The organism is Anoxybacteroides voinovskiense (genome assembly GCF_014196205.1).
Classification (GTDB): domain Bacteria; phylum Bacillota; class Bacilli; order Bacillales; family Anoxybacillaceae; genus Anoxybacteroides; species Anoxybacteroides voinovskiense.
Genome location: NZ_JACIDE010000038.1, coordinates 1 through 15,224 on the forward strand (window position 1 = coordinate 1; position 15,224 = coordinate 15,224).

General features: G+C 41.8%; 15 protein-coding genes, 1 tRNA gene, 1 rRNA gene, 1 other RNA gene and 1 other annotated feature. Of the genes, 4 read left to right on the forward strand and 14 right to left on the reverse strand.

Annotation, left to right across the window (positions count from 1 at the left end; genetic code table 11):
* Positions 1-420 precede the first annotated feature (420 nt).
* The 7 genes from GGR02_RS16495 to tadA form a co-directional block, all read right to left on the reverse strand.
* Positions 421-681, reverse strand: coding sequence for a pro-sigmaK processing inhibitor BofA family protein (locus GGR02_RS16495; protein ID WP_183186040.1), 261 nt, complete (start codon positions 679-681; stop codon positions 421-423).
* A gap of 78 nt (positions 682-759) precedes the next feature.
* A complete protein-coding gene (locus tag GGR02_RS16500) occupies positions 760-984 on the reverse strand; it encodes a YaaL family protein (protein WP_183186041.1) in 225 nt (74 codons plus the stop codon).
* Between the two features lie 22 nt (positions 985-1,006).
* Positions 1,007-1,603: a recombination mediator RecR gene (gene recR / locus GGR02_RS16505; RefSeq protein ID WP_183186042.1), complete on the reverse strand. Its 597-nt coding sequence runs from the start codon at positions 1,601-1,603 to the stop codon at positions 1,007-1,009.
* A gap of 12 nt (positions 1,604-1,615) precedes the next feature.
* A complete protein-coding gene (locus tag GGR02_RS16510; RefSeq protein WP_066322255.1) occupies positions 1,616-1,948 on the reverse strand; it encodes a YbaB/EbfC family nucleoid-associated protein in 333 nt (110 codons plus the stop codon).
* A gap of 16 nt (positions 1,949-1,964) precedes the next feature.
* A complete protein-coding gene (gene dnaX, locus GGR02_RS16515) occupies positions 1,965-3,638 on the reverse strand; it encodes a DNA polymerase III subunit gamma/tau (RefSeq protein WP_183186043.1) in 1,674 nt (557 codons plus the stop codon).
* Between the two features lie 110 nt (positions 3,639-3,748).
* Positions 3,749-4,013: signal recognition particle sRNA large type (gene ffs / locus GGR02_RS16520), an RNA gene on the reverse strand.
* 53 nt (positions 4,014-4,066) lie between these two features.
* Positions 4,067-4,558 (reverse strand): tRNA adenosine(34) deaminase TadA, encoded by a 492-nt coding sequence (gene tadA, locus GGR02_RS16525; RefSeq protein WP_183186044.1) that lies wholly within the window; start codon positions 4,556-4,558, stop codon positions 4,067-4,069.
* A gap of 89 nt (positions 4,559-4,647) precedes the next feature.
* On the opposite strand from tadA, the gene GGR02_RS16530 reads away from it, so the two are divergent.
* The 3 genes from GGR02_RS16530 to GGR02_RS16540 all read left to right on the forward strand — a co-directional run bounded on the left by GGR02_RS16530 (position 4,648) and on the right by GGR02_RS16540 (position 7,395).
* On the forward strand, positions 4,648-5,934 hold the full coding sequence (locus tag GGR02_RS16530) for a glycosyl hydrolase family 18 protein (RefSeq protein WP_183186045.1): 1,287 nt from the start codon (positions 4,648-4,650) through the stop codon (positions 5,932-5,934).
* Between the two features lie 158 nt (positions 5,935-6,092).
* Positions 6,093-6,740 carry a deoxynucleoside kinase gene (locus tag GGR02_RS16535; RefSeq protein ID WP_183186046.1) on the forward strand — a complete coding sequence of 216 codons (648 nt, stop codon included), beginning with the start codon at positions 6,093-6,095 and terminating at the stop codon, positions 6,738-6,740.
* Entirely contained in the window at positions 6,727-7,395 is a 669-nt protein-coding gene (locus GGR02_RS16540) for a deoxynucleoside kinase (protein WP_183186047.1), read from the forward strand. The genes GGR02_RS16535 and GGR02_RS16540 overlap by 14 nt, the downstream gene beginning before the upstream one ends.
* Positions 7,396-7,504: 109 nt before the next feature.
* On the opposite strand, the gene GGR02_RS16545 is transcribed toward GGR02_RS16540, so the two are convergent.
* The 6 genes from GGR02_RS16545 to guaB all read right to left on the reverse strand — a co-directional run bounded on the left by GGR02_RS16545 (position 7,505) and on the right by guaB (position 13,838).
* Positions 7,505-7,597 (reverse strand) — tRNA-Ser (locus tag GGR02_RS16545).
* Positions 7,598-7,705: 108 nt separating this feature from the next.
* On the reverse strand, positions 7,706-8,980 hold the full coding sequence (serS, locus tag GGR02_RS16550) for a serine--tRNA ligase (RefSeq protein WP_183186048.1): 1,275 nt from the start codon (positions 8,978-8,980) through the stop codon (positions 7,706-7,708).
* A gap of 49 nt (positions 8,981-9,029) precedes the next feature.
* Positions 9,030-9,245 (reverse strand) — a binding site (T-box leader).
* A gap of 48 nt (positions 9,246-9,293) precedes the next feature.
* Positions 9,294-9,872 carry a pyridoxal 5'-phosphate synthase glutaminase subunit PdxT gene (pdxT, locus tag GGR02_RS16555; protein WP_183186049.1) on the reverse strand — a complete coding sequence of 193 codons (579 nt, stop codon included), beginning with the start codon at positions 9,870-9,872 and terminating at the stop codon, positions 9,294-9,296.
* 15 nt (positions 9,873-9,887) lie between these two features.
* Complete coding sequence (pdxS, locus tag GGR02_RS16560) at positions 9,888-10,772, reverse strand: pyridoxal 5'-phosphate synthase lyase subunit PdxS (RefSeq protein ID WP_066322275.1); 885 nt, start codon at positions 10,770-10,772, stop codon at positions 9,888-9,890.
* 168 nt (positions 10,773-10,940) lie between these two features.
* Complete coding sequence (locus tag GGR02_RS16565; protein ID WP_183186050.1) at positions 10,941-12,272, reverse strand: serine hydrolase; 1,332 nt, start codon at positions 12,270-12,272, stop codon at positions 10,941-10,943.
* A gap of 99 nt (positions 12,273-12,371) precedes the next feature.
* Positions 12,372-13,838 carry an IMP dehydrogenase gene (gene guaB / locus GGR02_RS16570; protein ID WP_183186051.1) on the reverse strand — a complete coding sequence of 489 codons (1,467 nt, stop codon included), beginning with the start codon at positions 13,836-13,838 and terminating at the stop codon, positions 12,372-12,374.
* A gap of 128 nt (positions 13,839-13,966) precedes the next feature.
* On the opposite strand from guaB, the gene GGR02_RS16575 reads away from it, so the two are divergent.
* Complete coding sequence (locus tag GGR02_RS16575) at positions 13,967-14,947, forward strand: YaaC family protein (RefSeq protein WP_183186052.1); 981 nt, start codon at positions 13,967-13,969, stop codon at positions 14,945-14,947.
* A gap of 193 nt (positions 14,948-15,140) precedes the next feature.
* Here GGR02_RS16575 and rrf read toward each other — a convergent pair.
* A 5S ribosomal RNA gene (gene rrf, locus GGR02_RS16580) occupies positions 15,141-15,224 on the reverse strand; the annotation flags it as partial.

Sequence of the window (15,224 nt, forward strand, 5' to 3'; positions counted from 1 at the left end):
AGGATCAAACTCTCCATCGAAAGTTTTCTTCCAAACTCATGTTTATTCGTTCATTGAACGAGGACGCTTCGTTTTGTTCAGTTTTCAAAGAACATGTCACACTTTTGGTATTATACATACATATTGACTTCGTGTCAACTGTCTTTTTTAAAATATTAATTTATCATCAGCGACGTTTTTAAATATATCATAATCATAAGTTATTGGTCAACTGTTTTTTAAAACTTTTTGTGTTATTGATTTTACGAGGCTTCTTCGCTCGTCAAAAAGTATCTTTCCCCATGTAATCCTTAGTATATCAATGATTTCACGTCATCGAAAATGGCTCTAAAAAAATAACGTTCCTTCAATTAGGAACGACTGAAAAGCTAGGAATAGAGCGATTTCAACTGGTTTTTAATGGTTAATCAACACGCCAGATTATAGAATGTATTTTTGAATAATAACTAAAGCGAGCACACCAGGGACGCCTAAAAAACCGGATACCGATGATGTAAATAAATTAATTGGGATGTGAATGAAAGAACTACCGATGGCATTTAAAGCAAATAATAACAACGCTCCAATGATTAATTTAACCGCTCCATATCCGATAAAACGAACAGGTTTTAAAGGGGTTCCAACCAATAGCAAAATCACAATTGCCCCTAAAAAGAGTAGGATGACTACTTTTGGATCCATACAATCCGTCCTTTCTTTATTGCTTGTACTACTCTCACATTATGCATGCAACGAAAAATAAAGAACAAAAAAGAGAGCTTATTTCGCTCTCTTTAACGTAACTCGACGGCGTTTTGCCTCTCGAATAAGAAAAAAGTATTTCGCTTCTGTAATTTTTGCATCCATTAGCACATCTTCGGAAGGCTCGATACTTTTCTCAATTAACTCTTTTTGTTTTATCCATTCGTTTCTCATTGCTTCCAATTGTTCCACTAATCGTTCATCAAATTGTTTTTTTAACCGTCCTTTTCGCCGCCAAAACATGCGGACTCACCCCAATTAATTTCTATAGCTCACGCCGACCTTCTAATGCTTTTGATAATGTTACTTCGTCAGCATACTCTAAATCGCCTCCGACTGGCAAGCCGTGAGCGATTCTTGTAATTTTTATTCCCGTTGGTTTCAATAACCGCGATATATACATCGCGGTTGCTTCCCCTTCAATATTTGGGTTGGTAGCTAAAATAACCTCTTGTACCGTTTCGTCTTGCAGCCTTTTTAATAACTCTGTAATTTTAATATCCTCTGGACCAATGCCGTCCATCGGGGAAATAGCTCCGTGCAATACGTGGTATAATCCGTTATATTCTTTCATTTTTTCCATCGCGATAACATCTTTCGGGTCTTGAACAACACAAATCGTTGTTTTGTCTCGTCTTTCATCGTCACAAATGTAGCATGGATCTTTATCCGTAATATGTCCGCATACCGTACAATACGACAAATTCCGTTTCGCATTGACTAATGCCTTCGCAAAATCCAATACCGTATCTTCTTTCATCGTTAAAACAAAAAACGCCAGCCGCACTGCTGTTTTTGGACCGATTCCCGGCAATTTCATAAAGCTGTCAATCAGTTTCGATATCGGCTCCGGATAATGCATGAAAAAATCCTCCTAGAATAAGCCAGGGATGTTCAATCCTTTAGTGAACTGCCCCATTGTGTCTGCTGTTAATTCTTCCGCCTTTTTAAGCGCATCATTTGTAGCAGCTAAAATTAAATCTTGCAGCATTTCGATATCTTCCGGATCGACTACTTCTTCTTTTATTTTCACTTCTAAAATTTGTTTATGCCCGTTGGCAATGACCGTCACCATTCCACCGCCAGCTGTTCCTTCGACTGTTTTTTCTGCTAATTCTTCTTGAGCTTTTTGCATTTCTTTTTGCATTTTTTGCATTTGTTTCATCATTTTTTGCATATTTCCCATTCCGCCCATTCCGCGCATCATTTTTCATTCCTCCTAGTTATTCTTTAATTTCAAGTAATTGTTCGCCAAATAATCGCTTTGCCTCTGCAATAAGCGCGTCCTCTTCCTCTTGTTCTTTTTCGCGATGCACCCCTTTTTCGCGAATAAATTCTTCTCTTATTTTTCCCCATTCTTCATCAGGGACAGCAACCATTTCGAAACGACGATGTGTTAAATCGAATAAAATGGATTCTAAGTTTTCTTTCACGCCATTCGTGTTATCGGCAGCCATTTTGCAATGAATTTCATATTTGAATTTTAAAACAAACGCTTGCGGACTTGCTGCGACTGGCTCTGTTTCTTGCAATAACGCTGCATGAGATACTTTATTTTGTTTCTTTAGCGTATCAAGCATTTCCCCCCAATGACTTTTAATTAGCGCCAAGTCTTGGTGAGTAGCTTGTTTTAATATTTCATAAATGCGACCGACTGGTGTTTTATAGGCGTTTGTTCGGGACGGTTTTCCCGCTTTTTTTGCTGGTACAGATGCCTGCTCTTTTTCTGCTACAGAAATCCCTTGTTCTTTCAAACGTTGCACTTCTGCTTCTAGCTGCTCTATTTTTTTCACAAGCAATTCCGAGTTAGAAGATGCGTGTTCTTGTTGGCAAAGTTTAACTAGCGCTACCTCTAAAAAAATACGGGGGTGATTCGTCCATTTCATCTCTTGTTGGCTTTTGTTTAATGTTTCAATCGTTTCATAAATGGCTGGAACGGAAACGGATTGTGCCAACTGTTGAACCGCTGGATCAATAGCAATTTCTCCTTTTTGTAAATGAGGAGCGGTCTTATAGATGAGAAGATCCCGATAATAAAAAATCAAATCTTCAAGTAAACGATTCGGATCCTTCCCTTGGTTCATAAACTGTTCTACTAGCTGCAACGCCTTTGCCACATCTTTTTCGTGAATGGCTTGAACAACCGTTGCTAACATAGAGAAAGAGACGGCACCTGTCATCGCCAATACATCTTCAAGCATTACTTCCTCATTGCTAAACGAAATCGCTTGATCCAACAAGCTTAATGCATCACGCATCCCTCCATCTGCTGCTCGGGCAATTGCAAGCAACGCTTCGTCAGAGGCCTTTACTTGCTGGGCATTTAGCACCTGCCTTAACCTTGAAACAATCGCAGGAAGCTGGATTCTGCGAAAATCAAAGCGTTGGCAACGAGAAATAATCGTAGGCGGGATTTTATGCGGTTCGGTTGTTGCTAAAATAAAAATCACATGTTTCGGGGGTTCTTCTAACGTTTTTAACAAAGCGTTAAAAGCACCGATGGAAAGCATATGCACTTCATCCACGATGTATACTTTATACCGTACCGAAGTAGGAGCAAATTTCACCTTTTCCCGAATATCTCGTATTTCGTCGACCCCATTGTTCGAAGCCGCATCAATTTCCAATACATCGGGAATCGATCCGTTTGTAATCCCGATACATGCCGAACATGTATTGCACGGCTCGGATGTTGGCGCATGTTCGCAATTAACCGCTTTTGCTAAGATTTTCGCAGCGCTCGTTTTGCCTGTTCCACGCGGTCCAGAAAAAAGATACGCGTGAGATATTTTATTTTGAAGCAGGGCACTTTGCAATGTTTTCGTTACGTGTTCTTGACCGACGACATCGACAAATCGCTGTGGCCGAAACACACGATATAGCGCTTGGTACGTCACAAAAATTGCCCCCTCTTTTCTCTCATCTTATTCATTATATAATGTCTTGAGCGTTTTTCAAAATAGAAAAAAACCCACTCGATACGAGTGAGTTTTCGTATGTATTCATACCGTGCACCTTCCGTCGATTAGCTGCCCCAAGCGTTGCTCAAGCAGTTAGCTCGGCCCAGGCTCCCCCACGGCACATGGGAGTATCCGCTTACTGCTGCTTCCTTCCGGACCTGACAGGGTTCACGGAATCCCATTGCGTGGGACCCAGACGTCAACACCACTTACTTGAGACAGACCTCACAACAGACTAACCTCGGGAAGGGATTCAGTCTCGCTAGAGCGGATTGCGAGTACAGGGCACCGCTACCTCCCCACTTAGCACGGCAAATATAGTATAGCTTTTTTTTGCAAAAAAAGCAATGAACATCGCTTGTAATTTATTTGGTATCTTCGCCAACCTTTTCATTGCACTGTTTTTTCTTCAAGCGCAACTGTCGGAAAAACTCGCTTAACATGTGACCGCACTCTTCTTGCAACACACCGCTAACTACTTCTACTTGATGATTAAACCGCTTTTCCTGCAATAAGTTCATCAACGTACCGGCACATCCTCCTTTTGGGTCGCTTGCTCCAAATACGACACGTTTCACTCGTGACAAAACAATTGCTCCAGCGCACATCGGGCAAGGTTCTAGCGTCACATATAACGTCGTATCCTCTAACCGCCACGAGCCGATTCGTTGGCACGCTTGATCAATAGCAAGCACTTCGGCATGCGCAACCGCCCGCTGCATCGTTTCCCGTAAATTATGGGCGCGAGCAACCACTTCGCCATCTTTGACAATGACAGCGCCAATCGGGACTTCTCCTATTTTTTCTGCTTTTTTCGCCTCTTCAATCGCTAAACGCATATAATATTCGTCGTTCATTTGCAAACCCTCACTAAATAACAGTCATGCCGCTTTTTCCTTCATCATAAAATAAAAAGCAAAAAAGAAGCAACTAGGGAGGAAGAGGCATGCAAATTCATGTCGTACAGCGTGGACAAACGGTATTTGGCATCGCTCAAGCGTATAACACAACCCCTCAAGCAATCGTTACCGCCAATAATATCCCCAATCCAAATGCACTTGTCGTTGGTCAAGCACTTATTATTCCGATTACTGGTCGGTTTTATTGGGTACAGCCGGGAGATAGCCTTTGGACGATTGCCCGAAAATTTCAAATAACTGCTCAACAACTTGCGCAAATCAATCACATTTCTCTCCAAACACCACTTTCTGTCGGACAACGTTTATATATTCCGCCACGAAGAAAAAGAAACGCTGAGTTCAACGGATACGTAGAGCCGCGCAATTCGGTTGTCAGCCCCTCACTAGAAGCAAGCGCTCGGGATGCTGCTCCGTATTTAACGTATTTAGCGCCGTTCAGTTTTCGGATCCAACGGAACGGGGCATTGAAAGAACCTCCTCTGAACAATTTTCCTTCTATCGCCCGCGCCAATAATGTCACATTAATGATGGTGATCACAAACATTGAAAATGACCAATTTAGCGATGAACTTGGAACCATCATTTTAAATAACGAGGACATTCAAAACCGCTTTCTCCAAAACATTGTCACAACCGCTAAAAAATACGGATTCCGCGACATTCATTTCGATATGGAATATTTACGTCCAGCTGATCGCGAAGCATATAACGCTTTTTTACGAAAAGCAAAACAACGGTTCCAACAAGAAGGATGGTTAATGTCGACCGCACTGGCGCCAAAAACGAGTGCTACTCAAAAAGGACGATGGTATGAGGCACACGATTATCGTGCACACGGGCAAATTGTTGATTTTGTTGTCATTATGACATACGAATGGGGATATAGCGGCGGTCCTCCGCTCCCCGTTTCTCCTATTGGACCGGTGCGCAAAGTGTTAGAATATGCAATTACAGAAATGCCCGCTTCGAAAATTATGATGGGGCAAAATTTATATGGCTATGATTGGACGTTGCCATACGTCCCAGGGGGGAAATATGCACAAGCAATTAGCCCGCAACAAGCAATCCAACTTGCCTCCCGCTACAACGTTTCCATCGAATACGATCGAAACGCCCAAGCGCCTCATTTCCGTTATCGTGACGAAAATGGCAACGAGCATGAAGTATGGTTTGAGGATGCTCGATCCATTCAAGCAAAATTTGATTTAGTCAAAGAACTTGGGTTAAGAGGGGTAAGCTATTGGAAATTAGGATTAGACTTCCCACAAAACTGGTTGCTAATTACAGATAACTTTCACATCACAAAAAGATAAGTAACACTTGGATATTTCATCCAAGTGTTTTTTTCTTTTGTCAACTCTCCCTATCCATTCAAAATGTATGTTAAAATAAATTTTGTCTGTCTAAATGGAAACGGAAATGATTCAAAGCTAGACAGTGATTTGTTAGTGGAAAAAGGGAGGAGCATGACATGGGGATTGTACCGTTTATTGCGGTAGAGGGACCGATTGGCGTCGGGAAAACGTCGCTGTCGAAAGCAATTGCAGAACGGTTTCGTTATCATTTACTAAAAGAAATTGTCGATGAAAATCCATTTCTCGGGAAATTTTATGAAAATATCGATGAATGGAGTTTTCAAACCGAGATGTTTTTTCTTTGCAATCGGTATAAACAGCTAGAAGATATTAATCGCGATTTCATTCAAAAACAACAGCCTGTCGTCGCCGACTACCATATTCTTAAAAATTTAATTTTTGCCGAAAGAACGTTAAAGCAAGAGCAATATAAAAAATATTTAAAAATTTATGATATTCTTACAGCGGATATGCCGCAGCCGAATATGATTATTTATTTAAACGCAAGTCTTGATACGCTATTGCAACGTATTGAAATGAGGGGACGGGAAATCGAAAAAAATATTGACCCATTTTACTTACATGAGTTATCCGTAGCGTATGAACAAACGATGGAATCGTTTGAAAAAGCAAACCCTCACGTTCCAGTGCTTCGTTTCAATGGAGACAAGCTTGATTTTGTACACCGCCCATCCGACTTGCTTTATATATTGGAACAAATAGAAAATCGATTAAAAGGAGTTAACTACCATGAACTTACGTGAGAAATACGGGATTCCGCATGACGCTGTCATTACCATTGCCGGAACCGTCGGTGTCGGAAAATCCACAATGACAAAAGCACTTGCTAACGCGTTACAATTTCGCACATCTTTTGAGAAAGTCGACACAAATCCATATTTAGATAAGTTTTATGCTGACTTTGAAAGATGGAGTTTCCATTTGCAAATTTATTTTCTTGCCGAACGCTTTAAAGAGCAGAAACGAATTTTCGAATATGGTGGAGGATTTGTGCAAGACCGCTCTATTTACGAAGATACAGGGATTTTTGCTAAAATGCATTTTGAAAAAGGGACGATGACAAAAGTCGATTATGAAACGTATACAAGCTTATTCGAAGCGATGGTCATGTCCCCTTATTTTCCACACCCTGATTTGCTCATTTATTTAGAAGGGAGCTTTGAAGAGATTTTAAAACGTATTCGTGAGCGCGGACGACCAATGGAGCAACAAACACCGATAGAGTATTGGAAGGAAATGTATGAAAGATATGAGCGCTGGATCAATAGTTTTAACGCCTGCCCGGTGTTAAGGATTAACATTAGCGATTACGATATTTTAGAAAATGAACAGTCCATTGAGCCAATTGTTGAAAAAATCGCTTATATGCTCGACCAATATCGTTATTTAAAAAAATAGCCGCCTATATTTAGGCGGTTTTTTCAATAAAAAATTCGTTACAAGCCGTAACGAATCGTTTCGAGTAACAATCTCCATTTATGCGCAGTGGTGTTTCCAACTAACTAGATGGCGGAGGAGGAGGGATTCGAACCCCCGCGCGCCTCTCGACGCCTCTCGGTTTTCAAGACCGACCCCTTCAGCCAGACTTGGGTACTCCTCCGTATCGACAACATTTAATATAGCATTTCCGAATAGGTAAGTCAATATGTTATGATTGGATTTCTTACTGAAAAAAATGAGCAGGCATGGCGTTGCCTGCTCGTTTCGTTTAGCCAATCACTTCTTTATTTCCCATATAAGGACGTAACACTTTCGGAATGACGACTGTGCCATCTTCTTGCTGGTAATTTTCTAAAATAGCGGCAACCGTCCGGCCAATCGCTAATCCAGACCCGTTAAGCGTATGGACATGCTCCGGTTTTGCTTTCGGGTCGCGGCGGAAACGAATATTTGCCCGCCGTGCTTGAAACGCTTCAAAATTGCTGCAAGACGAAATTTCGCGATACGTTCCATAGCTTGGGAGCCATACTTCAATATCGTACTTTTTCGCCGCTGTAAATCCTAAGTCGCCTGTGCACATGCTCATCACACGATACGGAAGTTCTAATAGCTGCAATACTTTTTCCGCATGACTTGTCAATTTTTCTAGCTCTTCGTATGAATCCTCCGGTTTTACAAACTTCACAAGCTCTACTTTATTAAATTGATGTTGCCGAATTAATCCACGTGTATCTCGACCAGCAGATCCTGCTTCCGAACGAAAACATGCGCTATAGGCGACATAATTTAACGGCAATTGTTCCGCTGATAAAATTTCATCGCGATGTAAATTAGTAACTGGCACTTCCGCTGTTGGAATTAAGAAATAGTCTTCGCTTTCTACGCGAAACGCATCTTCTTCAAATTTCGGCAACTGCCCCGTTCCAGTCATGCTAGCACGATTGACAAGATAAGGAGGGAGCACTTCCACATATCCATGCTCTTCTACGTGGAGATCGAGCATAAAATTAATAAGCGCCCGCTCTAACCGCGCCCCAAGCCCTTTGTAAAAAACGAATCGGCTTCCTGTCACTTTAGCGGCACGTTCAAAATCGAGAATACCGAGCTGATCGGCAATGTCCCAATGCGGCTTCGGTTCAAAGGAAAACGTCCGCGGTTCCCCCCATTTGCGAATTTCCACGTTATCATTTTCTGACTCCCCGATTGGTACGGATTCATGCGGAATGTTCGGAATCGATAACAGCAGCATTTCTAACGCTTCTTCCACTTCTCGCAATTCGTCATCTAACGCTTTAATCCGATCGCCAACCTCACGCATTTCCGCAATTAAATGATCCGCGTCTTTCTTTTCCCGCTTTAACACGGCGATTTGTTGCGACACTTCATTGCGCTTATTTTTTAATTCTTCTGCCTTAGCGATTAGCTCCCGACGTTTTGTATCGAGTTCCTCAAAACGCGCAAAATCGGTTAAATCTTCTCCACGATGTTTCAGCTTTTCTTTTACTTCGGCAAAATTCGCCCGTAAAAATTTTAAATCTAACATATCCTTCTCCTCCTTCAAACGTGAATAAATAAAAACTCCCGTCCCTATATTAAGGGACGGGAGTAACCCGCGTTGCCACCCTACTTGAAGACAAATCATCTTCCGCTCTCATCGATAACGGCGTTTACCGGAAATGCTTACTAGTCGTTAAACGTTCGGCATTTCGCTCGAGGATGGATTCACAAGCGTCCTTCATCGGTTTGCACCACCCACCGACTCTCTGTCGAAGAACATTCTTGCTACTAGTTCCTCTCATCGCTTTACTTCATTTTTGATAATAATGTACTACAAGGATTAACAAGATGCAACTGTTTTATGCTTTCGACTCTTTCACCATCTGGATGAAATATTGCGTCATCCGATGGTCATCCGTCAATTCTGGATGGAACGAACAGCCTAAAAACTGTCCTTGTCTTGCTGCTACAATCCGCCCTTCGTGCTTAGCCAAAATCTCAACATCTTCGCCAACTTCTACAATGTGCGGGGCACGAATAAACACTCCAACAAAATCATCCGCAATTCCAGCAATTGATAACTCTGCTTCAAAGCTTTCACGTTGTCTTCCGAATGAATTGCGCTCGACCGTTACATCCATTACCCCAAGGTGAGGCTCTTCATAGCCTACAATGCGCTTTGCTAAAATAATTAAGCCCGCACACGTTCCAAACATCGGCTTCCCTTGTGCTGCAAATTGTTTCAATGGTTCCATAAATCCATATTTGTCCATAAGACGGCGCATCGTCGTGCTTTCGCCGCCAGGGATAATTAATCCATCAATTTCTTGCAATTGCTCCGGTTTTTTTACAACAATCGCTTCTGCGCCACACGCTTCAATAGAGCGGGCATGTTCCCGCACTGCCCCTTGTAATCCTAACACACCAATTTTCATCATCACTCTTCTCCTTCATTACCAACCACGTTCTTGCATGCGTTGTTCTGGTAATAAAGAGGAAATGTCAATTCCTTTCATTGCCCCTCCTAGTCCTTTCGATAGGTGAGCAATTAACTCATAATCTTCGTAGTGAGTAGTCGCCTCAACAATTGCACGCGCATATTTCTCAGGATTTTCGGATTTAAAAATACCTGAACCTACAAATACACCGTCTGCGCCTAAATACATCATTAACGCAGCGTCTGCCGGGGTCGCTACACCACCTGCTGCGAAGTTAACGACTGGAAGACGGCCAAGACGTTTAATTTCTAATAACACTTCAAATGGCGCCCCTAAATTTTTTGCTTCTGTCATTAACTCGTCTTCGCTCATGCTGACTACTTTACGTACTTGCGCGTTTACTTTGCGCATATGGCGAACCGCTTCGACAATATTTCCTGTTCCTGGTTCCCCTTTCGTCCGCAACATCGAAGCACCTTCCGCGATTCGGCGAGCAGCTTCTCCTAAATCACGGCAACCGCAAACAAACGGAACGGTAAATTGACGTTTGTCAATGTGGAATTCCTCATCTGCTGGAGTTAACACTTCACTCTCATCAATGTAGTCTACACCTAGCGCTTCTAACACACGCGCTTCTACGTAATGACCAATGCGCGCTTTTGCCATCACCGGAATCGAAACAGCTTTCATGACTTCTTCAATCACAGTCGGATCCGCCATGCGTGCGACGCCTCCAGCTGCACGAATATCTGCTGGAACGCGCTCAAGCGCCATAACTGCTACTGCTCCTGCTGCTTCTGCAATTTTTGCTTGTTCTGCATTGACAACGTCCATAATAACGCCGCCTTTTTGCATTTCTGCCATCCCACGTTTGACACGTTCAGTACCTGTAATCGCCACTTGTAATTCCTCCTAATTCTATTATGTAGTCGTATTTTGCTTCATTTTACGGGAAAATAGCAAAATCTACAACCAATAACCTTGATTACATTTCTTTATTTTACCTCAATTTTTTCAAAAATCACAATAAAAAAGTAGAAAGCCCCCATTTTTTCTGGGAGCTTTTGTTTAAAACCAACCTTTAACCATTTTTGCAACGCTTGTCCATACATCGCTAAATAAGCCGCCAATTCCTCTCATCATTAATACAAACCAATTCGCTTTTTCTACGCCTTTCTTCGTCACTACGTCTACTTTCACTTCATTTTTAAAGCTTGGCGCTAAATAATCGTTCAAGTCTGTCCCCGTATATTTTACCGTCATATACCCTACGGTTGTTCCTTTTTTCACAGGCGCCGTAAGTTCTTTTTTCTTCAATACATATACTGGCTTGTATTTTTTTTCTTCGCCGTTTTTCACGACAAGCGTAAGCGGTTGTTTTGTCGCGATCGCGACAGCTTTCTCTTTTCCTTTCTCTACCGGCAACGTACTATTTCCTTTTTGTGCATATCCAGCCGGATAAAGTTTTTTCAACGAATAATTACTGAACGCGTAGTCAAACAATTTTCTCGTCTGTTCAAATCGCGCATTAATGCTTGATTTTCCGTTCGTTTTCGCATTCATCACAACAGTAATAAAACGCATACCATTTCGTTCTGCTGTCCCTGTAAAACAGTATCCAGCAAATTCAGTGTAGCCTGTTTTCAGACCGTCTACCCCTTCATACGAGTAAATAAGACCTGGCAGCATCCAGTTCCAGTTATCCATTTTAATTTGGTCATCGGTACCTTCGCGAAAGATTTTTTTCGGGATGCTCGCTGTTTGCAATACTTCCGGATATTCTTTCAACAAATGATACGCTAACATCGCAACCGATCGAGCGGACATAACGTTTTCCTCGTTTTCGTTCGTCCCTTGTGGATGCAGCCCTTTTAAGTCTTGGTTGCTTAGCCCTGTCGCATTTACAAATTTATAGCCTGGAAGACCAAGTTGTTTTGCTTTGTCATTCATCATTTTAACAAAATTTTCTTCTGAACCACCGACAATTTCAGCAATCGCCACTGTCGCAGCATTAGCAGAATAAATCGCCATTGCTTCATAAAGCTCACGAACCGTATATTTTCCGTCCTTACGAAGCGGAACGTTAGACAAATCGCGATCTTGCGAAAGTCGATAGACGTAGTCGCTTGGCGTATACTGCTGATCCCACTTCACACGCTTCTCTTTAATTGCTTCAAGCAACAAATACTCCGTCATCATTTTCGTCATACTAGCAATTCCAAGTACGGTATCAATATTTTTCTCGTACAAAATCCGACCTGTTTTCGCGTCAACGAGAATTGCTGCATCTGCTTCAATATTTAATGGATCTTGCGCTGCTTTAGCATTACCAAATGGAAATACAACCGACAATAATAGGGCAACAATGAACCCCATAATGATCTGCTTCTTCCGTTTCACGTTTGTCCCTCCTCACACAACCGATATTGTAACATATCTATCGGTAAAAAAATAGACGGAGGAACATTCCTCCGTTTCAATTTCAAAACAAAAATGATGTTAAGAGAGAGAGTAGTTTGGTGCTTCTTTTGTAACTTGTACGTCATGTGGATGGCTTTCTCTTAATCCGGCGCCTGTCATGCGGATAAACTGCGTCTTTTCTCGCAATTCTTCTAAATTTCTCGTTCCACAATACCCCATTCCCGATCTCAACCCACCTACCAATTGGTAAATCGTATCGGCAAGCGGACCTTTATATGGAACACGGCCTTCGATGCCTTCTGGGACAAATTTTTTATTGTCTTCTTGGAAGTATCGGTCTTTGCTTCCCTTTTCCATCGCTGCTACCGAGCCCATGCCACGGTATACTTTAAATCGGCGTCCTTGATAAATTTCTGTTTCGCCAGGGCTTTCGGTTACGCCCGCCAACAAGCTTCCAAGCATGACCGCATGTGCTCCAGCCGCTAACGCCTTCACAATGTCGCCTGAATATTTAATTCCTCCGTCCGCAATAATCGGCACCCCGTACTTCCGTGCCTCTGTCGCACAATCATAAATAGCCGTAATTTGTGGAACACCGACCCCTGCGACAACGCGCGTCGTACAAATAGATCCCGGCCCGATTCCAACTTTAATAATAGTTGCACCTGCTTCAATTAAGTCGCGTGTCGCCTCTGCTGTCGCGACATTCCCCGCAATAATATTTAACGTTGGGTATTGCTCGCGAATTTTTCGAACCGTATCAATTACTCCCTTGGAATGGCCGTGCGCTGTGTCAACAACGATCACGTCAACATTTGCCTCAACAAGCTTTTTCACGCGCATCATTGTGTCTGCCGTAACCCCAACAGCCGCACCAACTAACAAACGCCCTTGCTTGTCCTTCGCTGAATTCGGGAATTCGATCACTTTTTCAATATCTTTAATTGTTATTAACCCTTTAAGAACACCATTTTCATCAACAAGCGGTAATTTCTCGACTTTATATTTTTGTAAAATTTTCTCTGCCTCTTCTAATGTCGTTCCGACAGGAGCAGTGATTAAATTTTCTTTCGTCATCACGTCAGAAATTTTAATGGAGTAATCTTGAATAAAGCGTAAGTCTCGGTTTGTAATAATGCCGACAAGCTTTTGTTCGATTTCATTGTTAACGATTGGAACACCAGAAATCCGGTATTTCCCCATTAAATGTTCCGCATCATACACTTGGTGCTCCGGAGTTAAGAAAAATGGATCGGTAATGACGCCCCGTTCAGAACGCTTTACTTTGTCTACTTGCTCTGCTTGTTGTTCAATCGACATATTTTTATGAATAATTCCTAATCCGCCTTGGCGAGCCATCGCAATTGCCATCTCTGCTTCTGTGACCGTATCCATTCCTGCACTAATGATTGGAATATTTAGTTGTAACGTTGGGCTTAGTTGTGTTGTAACGTCCACATCGCGAGGTAGTACTTCTGATTTAGCAGGAATAAGCAAAACGTCATCAAACGTTAACCCTTCTTTTAAAAATTTAGATTCCCACATGTTTTCTCCCCCTTATCCGGAAATATTATTAGTAGCTTAACAACTGACGAAAATACTGTCAAGAAATCGCGAAAATGTTCGACTTTTCAATCAATTTTATTTTACTTCATGATAAAGGAGGAAAAAAGATGTTGCGCTATCAAGATATTTGGGAATCGTTTACTTCTTTTCATTCCACTAGTATCGTCCAACCGTTTTTATATCGTTGTTATACAAAAATAGGGAGAGCAGACGCAAAGCAAAAAAGCTACACAAATTGTGATACGTTTCTTTATTATTTAGAGCACGGAAAAAACTTTTATTTAATCGCTCGTAATTCCCCGATTTCCATTCAACCAGTGCTTTTGTTCTATGGGATGGCTCAGCTTTTAAAAGCATGTATTCTTACTGTTGATGCAGATTATCCCGATTCATCATCCGTTTTAGCGCATGGAGTTTCTGTTAGAAAACGAAAGAAGCAACAATATGATTTTTTTACTGACGAAGTGAAAATTCAAAAACACGGATTATTTACTCATTTTTCTGAAAAAATGTTTCATGTGGAACAACTAAGCGGGGAAAAAATTCATATGAAGGTATTATTGCAACGAATAGGCGAGCTACATGAACTATTTGAAACATATTACGGCCAACCATTATCAAGGAAAATTATTTACGATCCTTTTCGTCGATCACTTTTCATTCCTAACGTCATTTTAGACGATTACCATATGACGTTTGACCGTTTTAGCAGCTATATCACTAAAGAATGGAGAGGAGTTCAAATAAGGGATGTGCATCTAGAAGAAAATTATATAAAAGCAACGTGTCGTCAGGAACTCAGTATTTTATGCGAACCGCTTATGTTAGATATAAATGATAGGGTATACCGTATCCCAACCGTCCGAGAAAAACTGTTTCAGTGGCCGGAAGTAATGGTTCATTATTTATTATTATACAACTTAAGCATGATTTCTCGGTATGAAACGGAATGGTGGGGGGAGCTACTGCATTCCTATTCGAGTGAAGCTTATCCGTTCATTCATAAATTTTTAGCGGTCACAGCAGAAAAAGGACCACGGTTGCTATATGAATATTTACATTCGCTGAGAAAGACACTCAATGATTAAGCATAAGAAATGCAAAACGATCGCCTATCAGCGAAAATCGCACAAGCACCACCGAGGGGGCTTTCGCCGCCGCAGTGTGGGGCGGAGCGCATCACACCGATGGCGCTTGGAGCTAGACATCTCTCTACCGTGGTAGCTCTCTTATCTTTCCAAAAAAAAGACTGGCTAAACATTTGTTTAGCCAGTCTTTTCTGCCTAGCAACGTCCTACTCTTGCAGGGGCGCTAGCCCCAACTACCATCGGCGCTGGAGAGCTTAACTTCCGTGTTCGGGATGGG

Coding starts and splice junctions, on each gene's coding strand:
- GGR02_RS16495 (WP_183186040.1), bottom strand. CDS start 681: ATGGATCCAAAAGTAGTCATCCTACTCTTTTTAGGGGCAATTGTGATT.
- GGR02_RS16500 (WP_183186041.1), bottom strand. CDS start 984: ATGTTTTGGCGGCGAAAAGGACGGTTAAAAAAACAATTTGATGAACGA.
- recR (WP_183186042.1), bottom strand. CDS start 1,603: ATGCATTATCCGGAGCCGATATCGAAACTGATTGACAGCTTTATGAAA.
- GGR02_RS16510 (WP_066322255.1), bottom strand. CDS start 1,948: ATGATGCGCGGAATGGGCGGAATGGGAAATATGCAAAAAATGATGAAA.
- tadA (WP_183186044.1), bottom strand. CDS start 4,558: ATGAACGACGAATATTATATGCGTTTAGCGATTGAAGAGGCGAAAAAA.
- GGR02_RS16530 (WP_183186045.1), top strand. CDS start 4,648: ATGCAAATTCATGTCGTACAGCGTGGACAAACGGTATTTGGCATCGCT.
- GGR02_RS16535 (WP_183186046.1), top strand. CDS start 6,093: ATGGGGATTGTACCGTTTATTGCGGTAGAGGGACCGATTGGCGTCGGG.
- GGR02_RS16540 (WP_183186047.1), top strand. CDS start 6,727: ATGAACTTACGTGAGAAATACGGGATTCCGCATGACGCTGTCATTACC.
- serS (WP_183186048.1), bottom strand. CDS start 8,980: ATGTTAGATTTAAAATTTTTACGGGCGAATTTTGCCGAAGTAAAAGAA.
- pdxT (WP_183186049.1), bottom strand. CDS start 9,872: ATGATGAAAATTGGTGTGTTAGGATTACAAGGGGCAGTGCGGGAACAT.
- guaB (WP_183186051.1), bottom strand. CDS start 13,838: ATGTGGGAATCTAAATTTTTAAAAGAAGGGTTAACGTTTGATGACGTT.
- GGR02_RS16575 (WP_183186052.1), top strand. CDS start 13,967: ATGTTGCGCTATCAAGATATTTGGGAATCGTTTACTTCTTTTCATTCC.